This is a genomic window from Mesorhizobium sp. M0715 (assembly GCF_040320355.1).
Taxonomy (GTDB): Bacteria; Pseudomonadota; Alphaproteobacteria; order Rhizobiales; family Rhizobiaceae; genus Mesorhizobium.
Genome location: NZ_JAMYPL010000002.1, coordinates 224537 through 243124 on the forward strand (window position 1 = coordinate 224537; position 18588 = coordinate 243124).

General features: G+C 63.8%; 20 protein-coding genes. 18 read left to right on the top strand and 2 right to left on the bottom strand.

Features of this window, described 5'->3' with window-relative positions:
* The first annotated feature begins 4 nt into the window (after nt 1-4).
* The 8 genes from ureC to NKI21_RS02990 all read left to right on the top strand — a co-directional run bounded on the left by ureC (nt 5) and on the right by NKI21_RS02990 (nt 6235).
* Entirely contained in the window at nt 5-1717 is a 1713-nt protein-coding gene (gene ureC, locus NKI21_RS02955; RefSeq protein ID WP_502896737.1) for an urease subunit alpha, read from the top strand.
* A gap of 92 nt (nt 1718-1809) precedes the next feature.
* On the top strand, nt 1810-2403 hold the full coding sequence (locus NKI21_RS02960; RefSeq protein WP_023810694.1) for a hypothetical protein: 594 nt from the start codon (nt 1810-1812) through the stop codon (nt 2401-2403).
* 44 nt (nt 2404-2447) lie between these two features.
* Nucleotides 2448-3053: a glutathione S-transferase family protein gene (locus NKI21_RS02965; protein ID WP_023810695.1), complete on the top strand. Its 606-nt coding sequence runs from the start codon at nt 2448-2450 to the stop codon at nt 3051-3053.
* On the top strand, nt 3050-3643 hold the full coding sequence (gene ureE / locus NKI21_RS02970; RefSeq protein ID WP_023810696.1) for an urease accessory protein UreE: 594 nt from the start codon (nt 3050-3052) through the stop codon (nt 3641-3643). The genes NKI21_RS02965 and ureE overlap by 4 nt, the downstream gene beginning before the upstream one ends.
* Nucleotides 3636-4307 (top strand): urease accessory protein UreF, encoded by a 672-nt coding sequence (locus NKI21_RS02975; RefSeq protein WP_023810697.1) that lies wholly within the window; start codon nt 3636-3638, stop codon nt 4305-4307. Before ureE ends, NKI21_RS02975 begins: the two co-directional genes overlap by 8 nt.
* A complete protein-coding gene (locus NKI21_RS02980; protein ID WP_128304225.1) occupies nt 4304-4744 on the top strand; it encodes a DUF3995 domain-containing protein in 441 nt (146 codons plus the stop codon). The genes NKI21_RS02975 and NKI21_RS02980 overlap by 4 nt, the downstream gene beginning before the upstream one ends.
* Nucleotides 4741-5385: an urease accessory protein UreG gene (ureG, locus tag NKI21_RS02985; protein WP_013528407.1), complete on the top strand. Its 645-nt coding sequence runs from the start codon at nt 4741-4743 to the stop codon at nt 5383-5385. The genes NKI21_RS02980 and ureG overlap by 4 nt, the downstream gene beginning before the upstream one ends.
* Before the next feature lie 82 nt (nt 5386-5467).
* The gene (locus NKI21_RS02990) at nt 5468-6235 is read left to right on the top strand and encodes a class II aldolase and adducin N-terminal domain-containing protein (protein WP_292338211.1); all 768 of its coding nucleotides are present in this window, start codon (nt 5468-5470) and stop codon (nt 6233-6235) included.
* Nucleotides 6236-6240: 5 nt separating this feature from the next.
* Here the strand turns inward: NKI21_RS02990 and NKI21_RS02995 are convergent, their stop codons facing one another.
* Nucleotides 6241-6873, bottom strand: coding sequence for an HAD family hydrolase (locus tag NKI21_RS02995; protein WP_352440557.1), 633 nt, complete (start codon nt 6871-6873; stop codon nt 6241-6243).
* A 259-nt stretch (nt 6874-7132) separates the two neighbouring features.
* Between NKI21_RS02995 and NKI21_RS03000 the strand changes: the two genes are divergently transcribed.
* Nucleotides 7133-8092, top strand: coding sequence for a sugar-binding transcriptional regulator (locus NKI21_RS03000; RefSeq protein ID WP_023810701.1), 960 nt, complete (start codon nt 7133-7135; stop codon nt 8090-8092).
* A 37-nt stretch (nt 8093-8129) separates the two neighbouring features.
* Here NKI21_RS03000 and NKI21_RS03005 read toward each other — a convergent pair whose 3' ends face one another.
* Nucleotides 8130-8315, bottom strand: a complete 186-nt coding sequence (locus tag NKI21_RS03005) for a hypothetical protein (protein ID WP_023810702.1) — start codon at nt 8313-8315, stop codon at nt 8130-8132.
* A 110-nt stretch (nt 8316-8425) separates the two neighbouring features.
* Between NKI21_RS03005 and gcvA the strand changes: the two genes are divergently transcribed.
* From gcvA to NKI21_RS03050, 9 genes are all read left to right on the top strand, one after another.
* The gene (gcvA, locus tag NKI21_RS03010; protein WP_023810703.1) at nt 8426-9331 is read left to right on the top strand and encodes a transcriptional regulator GcvA; all 906 of its coding nucleotides are present in this window, start codon (nt 8426-8428) and stop codon (nt 9329-9331) included.
* A 223-nt stretch (nt 9332-9554) separates the two neighbouring features.
* Nucleotides 9555-10865 carry an ABC transporter substrate-binding protein gene (locus NKI21_RS03015; protein ID WP_127297546.1) on the top strand — a complete coding sequence of 437 codons (1311 nt, stop codon included), beginning with the start codon at nt 9555-9557 and terminating at the stop codon, nt 10863-10865.
* A gap of 123 nt (nt 10866-10988) precedes the next feature.
* Complete coding sequence (locus NKI21_RS03020; protein WP_013528414.1) at nt 10989-11861, top strand: carbohydrate ABC transporter permease; 873 nt, start codon at nt 10989-10991, stop codon at nt 11859-11861.
* Between the two features lie 11 nt (nt 11862-11872).
* A complete protein-coding gene (locus NKI21_RS03025; protein WP_023810705.1) occupies nt 11873-12697 on the top strand; it encodes a carbohydrate ABC transporter permease in 825 nt (274 codons plus the stop codon).
* A gap of 69 nt (nt 12698-12766) precedes the next feature.
* Nucleotides 12767-13765 carry an ABC transporter ATP-binding protein gene (locus NKI21_RS03030; RefSeq protein ID WP_023810706.1) on the top strand — a complete coding sequence of 333 codons (999 nt, stop codon included), beginning with the start codon at nt 12767-12769 and terminating at the stop codon, nt 13763-13765.
* Nucleotides 13766-13767: 2 nt separating this feature from the next.
* Entirely contained in the window at nt 13768-14538 is a 771-nt protein-coding gene (locus NKI21_RS03035; RefSeq protein WP_128304237.1) for an L-iditol 2-dehydrogenase, read from the top strand.
* A 146-nt stretch (nt 14539-14684) separates the two neighbouring features.
* Entirely contained in the window at nt 14685-16163 is a 1479-nt protein-coding gene (locus NKI21_RS03040; RefSeq protein WP_023810707.1) for a mannitol dehydrogenase family protein, read from the top strand.
* Nucleotides 16164-16178: 15 nt separating this feature from the next.
* Nucleotides 16179-16862, top strand: a complete 684-nt coding sequence (locus tag NKI21_RS03045) for an HAD family hydrolase (protein ID WP_023810708.1) — start codon at nt 16179-16181, stop codon at nt 16860-16862.
* Nucleotides 16859-18445 (top strand): FGGY-family carbohydrate kinase, encoded by a 1587-nt coding sequence (locus NKI21_RS03050; RefSeq protein ID WP_023810709.1) that lies wholly within the window; start codon nt 16859-16861, stop codon nt 18443-18445. The genes NKI21_RS03045 and NKI21_RS03050 overlap by 4 nt, the downstream gene beginning before the upstream one ends.
* The last annotated feature ends 143 nt before the right edge of the window (nt 18446-18588 follow it).

The following is an 18588-nucleotide window of genomic DNA, read 5'->3' on the forward strand; positions in this document are numbered from 1 at the left end:
GCTGATGGCCAGAATTACCCGCGCCGCCTATGCGCAGATGTATGGCCCGACGGTCGGCGACAGAGTGCGCCTTGCCGACACCGAACTGTTCATCGAGGTCGAGAAGGATCTCACCATCCATGGCGAAGAGGTGAAATTCGGCGGCGGCAAGGTGATCCGCGACGGCATGGGCCAGAGCCAGGTTTCCAGGGCGCAAGGCGCCGTCGATACCGTCATCACCAACGCGCTGGTGATCGATGCTAGCGCAGGCATCTTCAAGGCCGACGTCGGCCTCAGGGACGGGCGCATCACGGCCATCGGCAAGGCCGGCAATCCGGACACGCAGGATGGCGTCACCATCATCATTGGTCCCGGCACCGAGATCATCGCCGGCGAGGGCAAGATCCTGACCGCGGGCGGCTTCGATGCGCATATCCACTTCATCTGCCCGCAGCAGATCGAAGAGGCGCTGATGTCAGGCATCACCACTATGCTCGGCGGCGGCACCGGTCCGGCGCACGGCACGCTGGCCACCACCTGTACGCCGGGGCCATGGCACATGGCCCGCATGATCCAGTCCTTCGATGCCTTCCCGATGAACATCGGCCTGTCGGGCAAGGGCAATGCCTCGCTGCCCGCAGCCCTCGAGGAAATGGTGCTGGGCGGCGCCTGCTCGCTGAAGCTGCACGAGGACTGGGGCACGACGCCGGCGGCGATAGACTGCTGCCTGTCGGTCGCCGACGACTATGACGTGCAGGTGATGATCCACACCGACACGCTGAACGAATCCGGCTTTGTCGAGAACACCGTCGCGGCTATCAAGGGCCGCACCATCCACGCCTTCCACACCGAGGGCGCCGGCGGCGGCCACGCGCCCGACATCATCAAGGTCTGCGGCCTGCCCAACGTCATCCCGTCCTCGACCAACCCGACGCGGCCCTACACGGTCAACACGCTGGCCGAGCATCTCGACATGCTGATGGTCTGCCATCATTTGTCGCCGTCGATCCCCGAAGACATCGCCTTTGCCGAAAGCCGCATCCGCAAGGAAACCATCGCGGCGGAAGACATTTTGCACGACATCGGTGCCTTCTCGATCATCTCATCGGACAGCCAAGCCATGGGCCGCGTCGGCGAAGTGGCGATCCGTACCTGGCAGACCGCCGACAAGATGAAGCGCCAGCGCGGCTCGCTGCCGCAGGAGACCGGCAACAACGACAATTTCCGCGTCCGCCGCTACATCGCCAAATACACGATCAACCCGGCCATCGCGCATGGACTGTCGAAAGACATCGGCTCGATCGCGGCGGGCAAACGCGCCGACCTGGTGCTGTGGAACCCGGCCTTCTTCGGCGTCAAGCCGGACATGGTGCTGATCGGCGGCATGATCGCCGCCGCCCCGATGGGCGACCCCAACGCCTCGATCCCGACGCCGCAGCCGATGCACTACCGGCCCATGTTCGGCGCCTATGGCAAGGCAAGGACCAACTCGTCGGTGACCTTTGTTTCGAAAGCCGCGCTCGAATCAGGCCTGCACGGCAGGCTTGGCGTCGACAAGCAGTTCGTCGCCGTTGAAAACACCCGCGGCGGCATCGGCAAGCATTCGATGGTGCTCAACGACGCCACGCCGCATGTCGAAGTCGACCCGGAAACCTACGAGGTCCGTGCCGACGGTGAATTGCTCACCTGCGAACCGGCGACGGTGCTGCCGATGGCGCAGAGGTATTTTCTGTTTTGAAGCGGCGATTCGACCGGGCGAGCCTTATCCGTTGCAGCCCTTGGTGGGAGGCAGCAATATGCGGCCGACCACCAGTTGCATTGTGATCGAGCATGGCCACCGAAATCGCTTCCGCCCACGACATCTTCCCGCATATCCGCATCGTCATGGGCATGGTGATCGGGCTTGGCGTCGCCCGCCTGCTGTCGGGGGTGGCGCGGATCGTCCAGCATCCCGGCCAATACAAGCTCTATCCCGTGCATCTGGCCTGGGTCGTCTCGGTGCTCCTGATGCTGGTGCATTTCTGGTGGTGGGAGTTCGGCCTCTACGCCATCGAAACCTGGACCTTCGGCAAGTATCTGTTCATCATCTTCTACGCGATCACGCTGTTCCTGCTGTGCGCGCTTTTGTTTCCCGATTCGATGCTGGACTACACCAGCTACGAGGATTTCTTCTATTCGCGCCGGGCGTGGTTCTTCGGCCTGCTGGCGGCGACCTATATGCTCGACGTGGTCGACACGCTGCTGAAGGGGCCGGAGCATTTCGCCCGCTTCGGCAGCGAGTACCTGTTCCGCACGCCGGTCTTCGTCGCGCTTTGCATCATTGCGATCCTGGTGCGCGACCGCCGCTTCCATATCGCCTTCGTGACGGCGGCGCTCATCTATCAGATATCGTTCATCCTGCGGCTCTTCGACACCATCGTCTGAACGAACGCGATGGTCTAGCTTGTTGGGGAAAGGCAGGGTTCGACATGTACAAGGCCGTTGGATCGCGCGGATCCCGGGTCAGCCGCGTTCTCTGGATGCTCGAGGAGCTCGGGCAGCCTTATGAATTCGTCGAGGTCAGGCTGCGCTCACCGGAAGCCTATGCGCTCAACCCATCGGGCAAGGTGCCGATCCTCATCGATGGCGAACTGACGGTGACGGATTCGGCGGCGATTTGCGTCTATCTCGCCGACAAGCACGCGGACATGGGCATGAGCGCCAACCCAGGCCTAGCCGGTCGCGCCGAAATGGATTCCTGGATGCATTTTGCGCAGAGCGAGCTTGAAGCGCCGCTGTGGAACAAATTGCGCCATCGCTTCCTGCTGCCGAAGGACGTACGCGTCGATGTCGGTCCTGCGGCGGCTTACGATTTTGCCTCGGAGCTGAAGGCGCTGGAGCGGCGGCTGGGCGACAAACCGTTTGCGCTGGGCGCTCGGTTTTCCGCCGTCGACGTGCTGCTCGGCGACATGGGCGGCTGGGCGCGTGCCGGCCGGTTTGAGATCGAGTCCGAACGCGTCAACGCCTATTTCGACCGCGTGCTGGCGCGGCCTGCGCGTGTGCGGGCACAAGCAAATGGAGGATCCATGAAATGAAGCTCAACCTCAACACCGACTTCACCAAATTCCCGCGCGCCGTCTCCGTGCTGTCCGCCGGCAATGCCGGAACCACCCTACCGTCCGGCCGGGCCATTCTCGCCCATGACGAACGCCATCTGCGCCGCCGCGCCATCGAGCTTGCCGACGGCAGCAAGGTGCTGGTCGACCTGCCCGAGCCCGTCGCCTTGAACGATGGCGACCGTCTGGTGCTGGAGGATGGCGGCCATATCGAGATCATCGCGGCGCCGGAAGAGGTCTACGACATCCGCGCCCGCGACGGCGTGCATCTGGCCGAGCTCGCCTGGCACATCGGCAATCGCCATCTCGCGGCGAGCATCGAGGCCGGGCGCATCCTCATCCTGCGCGACCATGTCATCAAGGCGATGCTGGAGGGGCTGGGCGCCACCGTGACCGACGTGTCCGAACCGTTCAAACCGGTGCGCGGTGCCTATTCCGGCCATGATGGGCAAAGCCATGATCACGGCCATGCGCATGCGCACAGCCACGCGGAAGCGCACAGCCATTCTCATGGCGAAGCGCATTCCCATTCGCACAGTCATGCCGGCCATCGCCACGATCATGACTGACCAGCCTTCGAACATCGCCCTGCTGCGGCTGATGGCGTGGCTGTCGCCTGCCTTTCCGGTCGGCGGCTTTTCCTACAGCCATGGTCTCGAGCGCGCGGTGCATGACGGGCTGATTGCCGATGCCGACAGCCTCGCCTGCTGGCTGGAAACGCTGGTCGAGATGGGCTCCGGCTGGAACGATGCCGTGCTGTTCGCCGAGAGTTGGCGCCGCGCGCGCAACGCAGGCGATCTCGATGAAGTAGCGGCACTCGCGGAGGCGCTGGCCGGCTCGCGCGAACGCCACACCGAAACCATGCTGCAGGGTGCGGCCTTCCTCAAAGCGGCGGCGGCCTGGCCAAATCCAGTGCTGGAGCGCTTGCCGGCTGAATGCGCCTATTGCGTCGCCGTCGGCGCCATTGCCGGCGGCAACGGCATCGGGCTTCAGGACGCGCTGTCGGCCTTCCTGCAAACCTTCTTCTCCAACCTCGTGCAGGCAGCGATCCGGCTTGGCATCGTCGGCCAGAGCAAAGCCACAGCTCTGTTGGCCGGCTTCGAGCCACTGGCCCTGGCGACCGCGACCCGCGCCGCGCGCTCGACACTCGACGATCTCGGTGGCTGCGCCTTCGTTTCCGATGTCATGGCGATGAAGCACGAAACCCAGTATTCGCGATTGTTCCGTTCATGATCCTTCTCGCCTTCTCGCTTTCGACCGTTCTACTCCTGATTACCGCGCTGCACGCCTATTGGGGCCTTGGCGGCATCTGGCCGGGCCAGGATGCGGCCTCCTGCGCTCACGCCGTCGTCGGCTTTCGCGGCGTCGATGAGATGCCGACGCCGTTCGCCAGTTTCGCCGTCGCCGCGTGCCTGTGCCTGGCGACGCTGTGGCCGCTTGCGCTCATAGGCGTCTTTGCCTCGCCCTTCCCCCAGGAGGGGCTCGCCGCCACCTCGCTGCTCATCGGTCTGGTGTTCCTGGGACGCGGCATAGCCGGCTTCACGCCGTGGTGGCGGCGGCTGACGCCGGAACAGCCTTTCGCGCGGCTCGATGTCCGCTATTATTCGCCGCTGTGCCTGTTGATCGGGCTCGGCTTTGCCATCCTCGCCATCACGGAGTTTCCGACATGACACAGACAAATGGTCCGCTGCGCGTCGGCATTGGCGGCCCGGTCGGTTCGGGCAAGACGACGCTGACCGAAAAACTGTGCAAGGCGCTGCGCGACGAGTTTTCCATCGCCGTCGTCACCAACGACATCTACACCAAGGAAGACGCCATGATGCTGGCGCGGCTGCAGGCGCTGCCCGAGGACCGCATCATGGGTGTCGAGACCGGCGGCTGCCCGCACACCGCCATCCGCGAGGACGCGTCGATCAATCTGCAGGCGATCGCGCAGATGAACAGGAAATTCCCGGATCTCGACATCGTCTTCATCGAATCCGGCGGCGACAACCTCGCCGCCACCTTCTCGCCCGATCTCGCCGACCTGACGCTCTATGTCATCTCGGTTTGCCAGGGCGAGGAGATCCCGCGCAAGGGCGGGCCGGCAATCACCCGCTCCGATTTCCTGGTGATCAACAAGAGCGACCTTGCTCCTTACGTGAACGTCAACCTCGATGTCATGGAGAGCGACGCCGGCCGCATGCGCGGCAAGCGGCCGTTCGGCTTCACCGACCTGTCGCGCGGCAAGGGGCTGCAGGAGGTGATCGATTTCATCATCGAGCATGGCGGCCTGCGAGCCGGCGCTGCCGCTGCCAGCACGGCGGCGTGAGACAGCTATCCCTGCACCAACCAAAACCGGTTGCGGGGATCGACTGGCCACGGCATTCTTGCCGAAACCGGAGGATTTTTCGATGAGCCTTGCCCGTCTGCAAAAGGAAACGCTGACCAACCTGCCCTACTATGAGGAGCGCGTCGATCTCGCCTGCGCCTTCCGCTGGACGGCGCGGCTCAACATGCACGAGGCTGTGGCCAATCATTTCTCGCTGGCCGTCAATGATGGCGGCACACAATTCCTGATGAACCCCAACCAGGTGCATTTCTCGCGCATCAAGGCGAGCGACCTTCTGATGATCGATGCCAACGATCCAGAAACGCTCTCCGGCCCCAATGCGCCCGACCCGACGGCGTGGGGGCTGCATGGCGCCATCCATCGCAATGTGCGTCACGCGCGCTGTGTCATGCATGTGCACTCGATCCACGCCACGGTGCTGGCATCGCTCGCTGACTCGACATTGCCGCCGATCGACCAGAATTCGGCGATGTTCTTCAATCGCCATGTCGTGGACGCGCATTATGGCGGGCTGGCCTTCGAGGAGGAGGGCGAGCGCTGCTCGCAGCTTCTCGTCGATCCCAAGGTCAAGGTGATGGTGATGGGCAATCACGGCGTGCTGGTCATCGGCGATACGGTCGCCGATGCCTTCAACCGCATGTTCTATTTCGAACGCGCCGCCGAGACCTACATCAAGGCGCTTTGGACCGGCCGCCCGCTGCGCACGCTGTCAGATGCGATCGCCGAAAAGGCCGCGAGCGAGATGGACGACTATCCCGGCCAGGCCGAACGCCATCTCAGCGAATTGAAGGCGATCCTCGACGAGCAGGAACCGGCCTACCGGAACTGATTGCCTTACAGGCCCAGTTCAGCCCGCAATTCCTCGGCGCTGTTGATGACGACGGCGCCGGGCGGTCCGCCCATCGGCGTTTCCGGCCAGAAGATCGTCTTCATGCCCGCCGCCAGCCCTGCCATGGCGCCCGGCCAGCTGTCGTCGATCGCCACGGCGTGCGCGGGGTCGACGCCGGCCAGATACGCGGCGCGCAGGAACGGCTCGGCATGCGGCTTGCCTTCGCGCACATCGTTGCGGCTGATCGTCTTCATGCCGGGGTAGATCAGGCCGACCATGCTCAGATTGGCGTCGACGATCATCCGGTCCGAATTCGAGACCACGGCCTGCTGGATGCCTCTTGCACGCAGCTCGTTGAAGATCTCGATCGCGCCGGGGCGCGGCTTCAGGCTCTCCACCAGCGGCAGGTAGTGTTCGTATTTGCGCACGATCCAGTCGTCGAAAGGCAGGTCCAGGCCGAACTCGTCGCGCATCATCTCGTAGACCGGCCAGGCGGCAACGCCGAGCACGCGCTCATGCAGATCGTCCGGCGGGACAAGGCCGACATTGCGCATCGCCGCCATCAGGGCTGCTTCATGCAGCGGTTCGCTGTCGACAAGCGTGCCGTCCATGTCCCAGAAAACCGCTTTCGGCATCATGTGAGGCTCCTTTTTGCCATCCCTTAAAGGGTTTGAGCCGGGAGATAAACCTTCGGAGCGCAAGAACCTGCCGCCTGCCGAGACCGCGGCCAAGTCTCTTTGGCGACAGAGACTTCGTGGGAGAAGAAAAACTGGGCCGTGCTTACGTCGATGAACAGCAAGCAATTGCTCCCGAGATTGACAATTGCGCAGTTGGCCGTTCCCTGCGAAAGTGGGGCATGGGCCGCTCTCACAACCGGCGGTCTCGGGAGGCAGGACTTTGAATAGCCGGCAGGATGGTGGCAGCAACAGGCTGGACGATGCGGCGCGCGCCGGCTGGCTTTATTATGTTGCCGGCAACACACAGGACCAGATCGCTTCGACGCTCGGCATTTCGCGGCAGACGGCGCAGCGGCTGGTATCGCTGGCGGTGTCGGAGGGCTTGATCAAGGTTCGCGTCGACCATCCGATCGCCAACTGTCTCGATCTGGCGGCACGGCTGAGATCGCGCTTTGCGCTCGATCTGGTCGAGGTGGTGCCGAGCGACCCCAATTCGTCCTCGACCACGATCGGCATCGCCGAGGCGGCTGCCGCCGAGATCGAGCGGCGGCTGCGGTCGCCGACCCCGATCGTCATGGCGATCGGCACCGGTCGCACGCTAAAGGCGGCGATCGAGCAGCTGCCGCCAATGGAATGCCCGCAGCACAAGGTGGTGTCGTTGACCGGCAACATCTCGCCGGACGGCTCGGCCGCCTTCTACAACGTCATCTTCACCATGGCCGACAGGGTCAAGGCGCGCTCCTTCCCGATGCCGCTGCCGGTCATCGCCTCGTCGCCGGAGGAGCGCGAGATGCTGCTCAACCAGCCGATGATCCAGCCGACGCTGGCGCTGGCGGCGGAAGCCGACGTCACCTTCATCGGCATCGGCGATCTCGGCCCCAAGGCGCCGCTCTACGAAGACGGCTTCATTTCGGAGAGCGAATTGAAGGCGCTGCAGAAGGCCGGCGGCATCGCGGAGATCGTCGGCTGGGTGTTCGATAGGGAGGGCCGCATGATCGAGGGCATCACCAACGACCGGGTGTCGTCGGCTTCGCTACCGTCACGCGAGAAATCGCTGGTCATCGCACTGGCCATGGGCGAACGAAAGCTGCCAGGCATCCTAGCGGCCGCGAACCGGCGGCTGATCAACGGCCTCATCACCGATGAACGGACCGCCGCCGCCCTGCTGGCTGGCATCTGACCGGACCCACAACCGGTTTGCGATAAGGCCAACCGCACTAGCCGTGCCGCCCGAAAGGGTCGTTGCCATCGAGAAACCCGAGATCGCGCTGCAGATGCGGCGACAGGTCCCTGATATCGAGATGTGCCCGTTTTTTGGTCGCGAACCAGCCGAATCCATCCGTCAGCCACGAAAACCAGCGGTGATCCGGTGCGGGAGTGCATTTTTGCTGCGCCATGGTCATGATCGTCAACCTTCGCTATCCTGGACCCGAATGACGGGTTGACTGGGAATGTCGGTCTTGCCGGCGGTCTTTGCCAATCGAACATCGATCATGATCCATAAGGAGGCCTTATGCCGGACCTCGGCTCGCGACAGGTTTCGCCACTCCCGCCGCTGCAGGCGATCCGGGTGTTCGACGCGGTGGCGCGGCATCTTTCCTTCACCAAGGCCGCCGGCGAACTCGCCATGACGCAAGCGGCGGTCAGCTATCAGATCAAGGTGCTGGAGGAGCGTGTCGGCGCGCCGCTGTTCCTACGCCGGCCGCGGCAGATCGTGTTAACCGAGGCCGGGCAGCGCCTGGCACCTGCGGTCAGCGAGGCCTTCGCCATCCTTGGCCAGGCCTATGCCGCGGTGCGTGGCGGGGCCGACGGCTTGCTGTGCGTCACGACGGTGCTGACATTCGCCTCGAACTGGCTCGCGCACCGGCTGGGGTCGTTCCAGATCGCCCATCCGTCGCTGGCGGTGCGGCTCGAAACGTCGAGCCGCCTGACCGACTTTGCCCGCGAGGATACCGATATCGCCATCCGCTCGGGCGGCGGCAAATGGCCGGGCCTGGAAGCGCACAAGCTGCTCGATGCCGACTTCACGCCGATGCTGAGCCCGAAACTCGCGGCGACCATCGGCGGCGTCAGGGAACCGGCCGACCTCTTGCGGCTGCCTATCCTCGATCCCGGCGACATCTGGTGGACGGAATGGTTCTCGGCTGCTGGCGTGCACTCGCACGATCTTGCCAAGCGGCCCGGCAGCAGCATGGGCGCGCAGGCCTATGAGGCCAATGCGGCGATCGCCGGTCATGGCGTCGCGATCCTGACCAGGGCGCTGTTCAAGGCGGAACTCGCGGACGGGCGCCTGATCCAACCTTTCGATCTGGTTGGCGACGACGGCCATGCCTATTGGCTGGTCTATCCCGAGGCGCGCCGCAACGTGCCGAAGATCCGTGCCTTCCGCGACTGGCTGCTGGCCGAGATCGCCTGCTGACCGGCAAGCTTCCGGGCTGCACCTGGTTCTCGCAGATCTATCCGCTGTTGCCTCACTGTTGCGGCCGGGACGATCCTCGCCCTGGCAATTTCCGCTCGTCCCGGCCTGCGGTTTGCCCGGGTGCTGCGCTGCAGCATCGAATCCGGCTTGACATAATTCACGCCAAGTGAGTAATTGCCCAAAGCCAAGGCAAATGCTCATCTTGGTTCAAGGGAGGAATTTGATGAAACTTCGCACGCTCACCCTGGGCTTGTTGTCGGCCAGCACGCTTGCGTTCGCCGCACATGCCGAATCCATCACCATCGCCACCGTCAACAATGGCGATATGGTCCGCATGCAAAAGCTGACCGAGGACTTCACCAAGGCGAACCCCGACATCCAGCTCAACTGGGTTACGCTCGAAGAAAACGTGCTGCGCGAGCGCGTCACCACCGACATCGCCACCAAGGGCGGCCAGTACGACGTGATGACCATCGGCACCTATGAGGTTCCGATCTGGGCCAAGCAGAGCTGGCTGCTGCCGCTCGACAAGCTCGGCGACGACTACGACGCCAAGGATATCATCCCGGCCATCGCCGGCGGCCTTTCGGTCGACGGCAAGCTCTATGCCGCGCCCTTCTACGGCGAAAGCTCCTTCGTCATGTACCGCAAGGACCTGATCGAGAAGGCCGGACTGAAGATGCCCGACGCGCCCACCTGGGACTTCATCAGGCAGGCCGCCGACAAGATGACCGATCGCGCCAATGGCGTGAACGGCGTGTGCCTGCGCGGCAAGGCCGGCTGGGGCGAGAACATGGCTTTCCTGACCGCCATGTCGAACTCCTTCGGGGCGCGCTGGTTCGACGAGAACTGGAAGCCGCAGTTCGATCAGCCGGAATGGAAGAACACGCTGCAGTTCTATGTCGACCTGATGAAGGCCGACGGCCCTGAGGGTGCGTCCTCCAACGGCTTCAACGAAAACCTGGCGCTGTTCCAGCAGGGCAAATGCGGCATGTGGATCGACGCCACCGTCGCTGCGTCCTTCGTCTCCGATCCCAAGGCATCGCAGGTCGCTGACAAGGTTGGATATGCGCTGGCACCCGACAATGGCCTGGGCAAGCGCGGCAATTGGCTGTGGGCATGGTCGCTGGCGATCCCCGCCGGCACGCAGAAGGCCGATGCCGCCCAGAAATTCGTCTCCTGGGCGACCAGCAAGCATTATGCGGAACTCGTCGCTTCGAAGGAAGGCTGGGCCAACGTTCCTCCGGGCACGCGCTCCTCGCTCTACGCCAATGCCGAATACCAGAAGGCGGCTCCGTTCGCCAAGATGACGCTGGACTCCATCAACGCCGCCGATCCGACGCATCCGACCGTCAAGCCGGTGCCCTATGTCGGCGTGCAGTTCGTCGCCATCCCTGAGTTCCAGGGTCTTGGCACCACTGTCGGCCAGCTCTTCTCGGCGGCTCTTGCCGGCCAGTCGAGCGTCGACGATGCCCTGAAGCAGGCCCAGGACGCTGCCACCGCGGCAATGACCGAAGGCGGATACATCAAGTAAGGCTCCTCCCGGCGCCGAATGCCGGTCGCCTCCTGACCGGCAACGGCCGCCCGAATTCCCAGTTCGGGCGGCCGCCTTTAACGCCTTTTGAAAATTCCGTCTGACCAGTGAAGGGTGACCGTCATGGCTACTCAGCAGACCCGTTCGCTTGCCCGTTTCATGATGGCGCCATCCGTGGTGCTGCTGTTCGTCTGGATGATTGTGCCGCTGGTCATCACCATCTGGTTCTCCTTCCAGCAGTACAACCCGCTCAATCCGATCCGCGACGGCTTCGTCGGCTTCTCGAACTACGCGCTGTTCTATTCCAACCCGGCCTTCCTGCAATCGATCCTCAACACGCTCACCTTGGTGGTCAGCGTGCTCCTGATCACGGTGATCGGCGGCATCCTTCTGGCGCTGCTGATCGACCAGCCGATGTGGGGCCAGGGCATCGTGCGCATTCTCGTCATCTCACCGTTCTTCGTCATGCCGCCGGTGGCCGCACTGGTCTGGAAGAACATGATCATGCACCCGCAATACGGGGTGTTCGCCGATATAGCCCGCTTCTTCGGGGCCCAGCCGATCGACTGGTTCGGGCAGCATCCGATGCTGGCGATCATCATCATCGTCGCCTGGCAATGGCTGCCTTTCGCGACGCTCATTCTCTTGACCGCGTTGCAGTCGCTCGACGGTGAGCAGAAGGAAGCTGCCGAGATGGACGGCGCCGGCTTCATCAGCCGTTTCATCTATCTGACGCTGCCGCACATGTCGCGCGCCATCACGGTCGTCATCCTGATCCAGACGATCTTCCTCCTCTCCGTCTATGCCGAGATCCTCGTCACCACCAATGGCGGCCCGGGATACGCCTCCACCAACCTGCCCTTCCTCGTCTACCAGAAGGCGTTGCTGGAGTTCAAAATCGGCCAGGCATCCGCCGGCGGTGTGATCGCCGTCATTCTCGCCAACATCGTTGCCTTCTTCGCCATGCGCGCGGTCGGCAAGAACCTGGACAAGTAAGGGAGGCTACGATGGCACGCTCAGTCACCACCCAGCACAAGACGATTGCGACAGTTGCCGCCTGGATTGTCGCCCTGCTGATCTTCTTCCCGATCCTCTACACGATCATCACCTCGTTCAAGTCGGAGCAGGAAGCCATCCAGGGTTTCAGCATCATCCCGTCGGGAACGTTCGAGAGCTATGCCGAGGTTCAGGCGCAAAGCGGCTACTTCAAGTTCTTCTTCAACTCGGTGCTGCTCTCGGTCGGCTCGACCATCTTGGCCCTGCTGGTCGCCATACCGGCGGCATGGTCGATGGCCTTCTCGCCGACCAAGCGGACCAAGGACATCCTGATGTGGATGCTGTCCACCAAGATGATGCCCGCGGTCGCGGTGCTGTTCCCGATCTACCTGATCTTCCGCGACACAGGACTGCTCGACAGCCGCATCGGCCTGATGATCATGCTGATGCTGATCAACCTGCCGATCGTGGTGTGGATGCTCTACACTTATTTCCGCGAAATACCGGGAGAGATCCTGGAAGCGGCACGCATGGACGGCGCCTCGCTGTGGAACGAGATCGTCTATGTGCTGACGCCGATGGCGGTGCCGGGCATCGCCTCGACGATGCTGCTCAACATCATCCTGGCCTGGAACGAGGCGTTCTGGACAATCCGGCTGACGACGACGGAAGCCGCACCGCTGACCGCCTTCATCAGCTCGTTCTCCAGCCCGCAAGGCCTGTTCTGGGCCAAGCTTTCGGCCGCCTCGACGCTGGCCATCGCGCCGATCCTGATCATGGGCTGGTTCAGCCAGAAGCAGTTGGTGCGCGGCCTGACATTTGGTGCGGTCAAATAATTGGTGGTGCGGTGAAATAACGGAATTGTTCGAAGCAATCGGCAGAAATAACCCCTCGGGGAGGAAATCATGGGAAACATCACGCTCAAGAACGTCTCCAAATCCTTCGGAGCGACGTCCATCATCCCCGGTCTCGACCTGGTGATCGAGAATGGCGAGTTCGTCGTCTTCGTCGGCCCGTCGGGTTGCGGCAAGTCAACGCTGCTGCGCCTGATCGCCGGGCTCGAGGACACCAGCGGCGGCTCCATCAACATCGACGGCCGCGACGTCACCGGCGAGGCACCGGCCAAGCGCAAGCTGGCCATGGTGTTCCAGTCCTACGCGCTCTATCCGCACATGACGGTGGCCAAGAACATCGGCTTTCCGCTGAAGATGGCCGGTGAGGACAAGGCGACCATCGACAAGAAGGTGGGAGACGCGGCGCGCGTGCTCAACTTGACCAACTATCTCGAACGCCGGCCCGGCCAGCTTTCCGGCGGCCAGCGCCAACGCGTCGCCATCGGCCGCGCCATCGTGCGTCAGCCGACCGCCTTCCTGTTCGACGAACCGCTGTCCAACCTCGATGCGGCACTGCGCGGCACCATGCGGCTGGAGATCAGCGAGTTGCACCATCAGCTCAAGACCACCATGATCTACGTCACCCACGATCAGGTCGAAGCCATGACCATGGCCGACAAGATCGTCGTGCTGAACGCCGGCAACATCGAGCAGGTCGGCTCGCCGATGGAGCTCTACAAGACGCCGAAGAACCTGTTCGTCGCCGGCTTCATCGGCTCGCCGAAGATGAACCTGATAGAAGGCGCGCCGGCTGCCAAAAACGGCGCCAAGACCATCGGCATCCGTCCCGAGCATCTGGAGATCTCGACCACGGCGGGCGAATGGAAAGCCACTGTCGGCGTCGCCGAACATCTCGGCTCCGACACCTTCCTGCACGTCCAGTCCGATGGCGTCGGTCCGCTGACAGTGCGCGCCGACGGCGAACTCGCCGTCCGTCACGGCGACACCATCTATCTGACAGCGGACAAGGCCAAGCTGCACCGCTTCGGCGCCGACGGAAAGGCGATGTGAGCATGAGACTGGCCGGCAAATCCGCGCTGATCACGGGTTCGGCCCGCGGCATCGGCAGAGCCTTCGCCGAAGCCTATGCCGGCGAAGGCGCAACCGTCGCCATCGCCGACATCAATCTCGAGGCGGCGCAGAAGACAGCCGCCGAGATCGGCGGCAAGGCCTATGCGGTCAAGCTCGACGTCACCGACCTCGCCTCGATCGAAGCGGCGGTGAAAGCCGTCGAGACGAAGACCGGTGGCCTGGATATCCTGATCAACAACGCCGCCCTGTTCGACCTGGCGCCGATCGTCGAGATCACCAAGGCAAGCTACGACAAATTGTTTTCCGTCAATGTCGCCGGCACGCTGTTCATGCTGCAGGCTGCCGCCCGCTCGATGATCGCCGCTGGCCGGGGCGGCAGGATCATCAACATGGCGAGCCAGGCCGGACGCCGCGGCGAGGCGCTGGTCGGCGTCTACTGCGCCACCAAGGCCGCCGTCATCTCGCTGACCCAGTCGGCGGGGCTCGACCTCATCAAGCACCGCATCAACGTCAACGCGATTGCCCCTGGCGTGGTCGACGGCGAGCACTGGGATCACGTCGATTCGCTGTTCGCCAAATATGAAAACCGGCCGAGGGGCGAGAAGAAGAAACTGGTCGGCGAGGCGGTGCCCTATGGCCGCATGGGCACGGCGCAGGACCTTACCGGCATGGCGGTTTTTCTCGCCAGCGCCGACGCCGAATACGTCGTCGCCCAGACCTACAATGTCGACGGCGGCCAGTGGATGAGTTGAGGGCGGGGGACGGCCTCTGCTCCTCGTACCTCCGCGAGGAGCAGAGGCCGACATCAGCGGGCGCGTAGCAAGTGCCACCCCTTATCCTCTCCCCGACCGGGAGAGGAGCGTAACGAAGGCCGAAATCCGGCCAAAGGGTAAAACAGATGACCGTGAAACTCTCGTCCTCAAACCTCTCCAAGCTGCCCACTGAGGTCGCCGGTCCGAAGTATGACCGCGCAACATTGAAGGCCGGCATCGTGCATTTCGGCGTTGGCAATTTTCACCGCTCGCATCAGGCCGTCTATCTCGACGATTTGTTCAATGCGGGCATCGGCCATGACTGGGCGCTGATCGGCGCCGGCGTGTTCGACGGTGAAAAGATCGGTCGCGGCAAACTGGAAGAGCAGGATTGGCTGACCACCGTGGTCGAGCAGGACAGCGGCCATATGAGCGCACGCGTCACCGGCGCCATGATCGACTTCCTGATGCCCGGCGATGCGGCCGGCATCATCGAACAGCTGGCCGACCCGGCCATCAAGATCGTTTCGCTGACCATCACCGAAGGCGGCTATTTCATCGACCCGGCCTCCGGCGTGTTCAACCCGACCCATCCCGACATCGTCGCCGATGCGCAGCCCGGCGCGACGCCGAAGACGGTGTTCGGCATCATCCTTGCCGGGCTGGTGCGCCGCCGCGACGAGGGTACCGTGCCGTTCACGGTGATGTCGTGCGACAACATCCCCCACAACGGCCATGTCACCTCGGACGGGGTCATCGGCCTGGCCCGTTTGATCGACGAGGATCTGGCGAACTGGGCCAGCGAGCATGTCGCCTTTCCGAACGGCATGGTCGATCGCATCACGCCGGCGACCACCGATCGCGAACGCGGCATTCTCGCCAAGGATTTTGGCCTTGAGGACAACTGGCCGGTGTTCTGCGAGCCGTTCCGGCAGTGGGTGCTGGAGGACCATTTCACCGGCGGCCGGCCGCCACTGGAAAAGGTCGGCGTGCAGTTCGTCAAAGACGTTGCGCCCTACGAATTGATGAAGATCCGCATCCTCAATGGCGGCCACGCCACCATCGCTTATCCGGCCGGGCTGATGGACATCCATTTCGTCCATGAGGCGATGCAGGAGCCGCTGGTGAGCGGGTTTCTGGCCAAGCTCGAACGGGACGAAATCATCCCGACCGTGCCGCCGGTGCCGGACACGGTCCTGGAAGACTATTACCAGCTCATCGAGAGCCGCTTCTCCAATCCCAAGATCGGCGACACGGTGCGCCGGCTCTGCCTCGACGGCTCCAACCGCCAGCCGAAATTCATCATCCCGACCATCGCCGACCGGCTGAAGGCCGGGAAAAGCGTCGTCGGCCTGGCGCTGGAATCAGCGCTCTGGTGCCGCTATTGCTTCGGTACGACCGACAGCGGTGCCGTCATCGAGCCCAACGATCCGAGCTGGGACCGGCTGCAAGCGACGGCAAAGGCGGCAAAGGATGCTCCCGCCGCCTGGCTCGCCATGGAGGACATCTATGGCGATGTCGGCCGCGCGACGGCGTTTGTCGAGGCCTTTGCCCATGCGCTCAACGTGCTGTGGGCGAATGGCGCGCGCGCGACGCTGACGCGCTACCTCGCCGGCAAGCTCTGAGAGCCATTCTCCATCATGACGCCTGAGCTGGTCATCTTCGACTGTGATGGCGTGCTGGTCGACAGCGAGGCGCTCTCCGTCTCGGCGCTGCTTGGCATGGTCAAACTTGCCGGCGGCAGCGTCAGTGAGGACGCCGCCTACGAGCATTTCCTCGGCAAGAGCATGAAAAGCGTGCGCGAGATCCTCGGCCGCGACTTCGGGCTCGATATCACCGACCTGCACCTGACCGAGATGCGCGTCGAATTGATGCGCAAATTCCGCGAGGAGCTGAAGCCGATCGCCGGCGTCAGGAAGATGCTGCCCAAGCTTGGGCTGCCGTACTGTGTCGCGTCCTCAGGCACGCTCGACCGCATCCGCTACGCGCTCGACGTCACCGGATTGCTTGGGCTGATGGAGCCGCATCTGTTCAGTGCCACCATGGTGGCCAAGGGAAAGCCGGCGCCGGATCTGTTCCTGCATGCCGCCGCCAGCATGCGGGCCCATCCGCGCAAATGCCTCGTCATCGAGGACAGCCCGGCCGGCATCGCTGCTGCGCGGGCGGCAGGGATGCGCGTGCTCGCCTTCACCGGCGGATCGCATGCCGGCAATCCCGCCTTGAAAGCGCGGCTTGCGTCGAGTGAACCGGACTTTATATTCGCTGACATGCTGCAATTGCCCGATCTGATTGCAGGCTTGGGAGCGAGAGACAGAGCATCTTGACGAAACAGTTCGTTTGCGCGGTCGATGTCGGCACCGGGAGCGCTCGCGCGGGCATTCTCGACACCAGTGGCACCTTGCTCGGCCGCGCCGAGCGGCCGATCGCCATGAACCAGCCGAAGCCCGATCACGCCGAGCATGATTCGCGCGATATCTGGTCGGCCGTCTGCACCGCCGTGCGCGCTGCCCGCGAAAAAGCCGGTGTCGAGCCTGAGGACATTGTCGGCATCTCCTTCGATGCCACCTGTTCGCTGGTGGTGCGCGACCGGCAAGGCAGCCAGCTCAGTGTCTCGGTCACGGGCGACAAGCGCTGGGACACCGTCGTCTGGCTCGACCACCGCGCCATCGCCGAGGCCGACGAATGCACGGCAAGCGGCCACGCCGTGCTGAATTACATCGGCGGCGTCATGTCGCCGGAAATGGCGACGCCGAAACTGATGTGGCTGAAGCGCAATTTGCCGGACACGTGGAATGAAGCCGGCTATTTATTCGACCTGACCGATTTCCTGACCTGGCAAGCGACGGGTTCGCTGGCCCGCTCGCAATGCACGCTGACCGCCAAATGGACCTATCTGGCGCATGAGGAGACAGGCTGGCGGCGCGACTTCTTCGAGCTCGTCGGCCTCGGCGATCTTTTCGAGCACGGCAGCCTGCCGGAAAAGGCCAGTCCCGTCGGCGCCGATATCGGTCGATTGACGGCGCAAGCGGCGGCCGAGCTTGGGCTGAGCGAGAAATGCCGGGTGGGCTCCGGCGTCATCGATGCCTATGCCGGCGCGCTTGGCGTGCTCGGCGGCTTTGCCGGCGACGAACAGGACATCGGCCGGCATTTGGCGCTGATCGCCGGCACGTCGAGCTGCGTCATGGCGATGTCACCGGATCCGCAGCCTTTCGCCGGCGTCTGGGGGCCGTATTACGGCGCGGCGCTGCCCAGGCTGTGGCTGTCGGAAGGCGGCCAGTCGGCGACCGGCGCCCTGCTCGACCACATCATCCGCTGGCACGGCGCCGGCGGCGAGCCGGATGCCGCCATGCATGCGAAGATCGCCAGGCGTGTCGCCGAGCTGCGCGCCATCGAGGGCGACAGCCTCGCCGCAAGGCTGCATGTGCTGCCCGACTTTCATGGCAACCGCTCACCGCTCGCCGATCCGCATGCCGTCGGCGTCGTCAGCGGGCTGACGCTGGATTCCTCCTTCGACAGCCTGTGCAAGCTCTATTGGCGCACCGCCGTCGGCATCGCGCTCGGCGTGCGCCACGTGCTGGAGGCACTGAACGAGAACGGCTATCTGATCGACACGCTGCACGTCACCGGCGGCCACACCAAGAACCCGCTGCTGATGGAACTCTACGCCGACGCCACCGGCTGCACGGTGATCGAGCCGCTGGCCGACGAGGCGGTGCTGCTCGGTACCGGCATGATCGCCGCCACCGCTGCCGGGCTGTTTCCCGACCTCAACGCCGCCTGTCTTGCCATGCAGCAAGGCGGCAGGACGCGCCCGTCGAACCCGAAATCATCAGGGCGTTTCGAGCGCGACTACAAGGTTTTCCTCGAGATGCACCGCCAGCGCCGGATGCTGGACGCGATCCGCTAGAGCATCGGGCCGGTCGCTGGCTCAATCCGTTCCCGTCCCTCCTCTCTTGCCTTCATGTCGCGTTTCGTCCAGAAGCTGACGCAAACGCGGCGAAACCGAAGGTTTTGCCGTTTGACATGCGGCTTCCGGCTCTGGCCGACGTG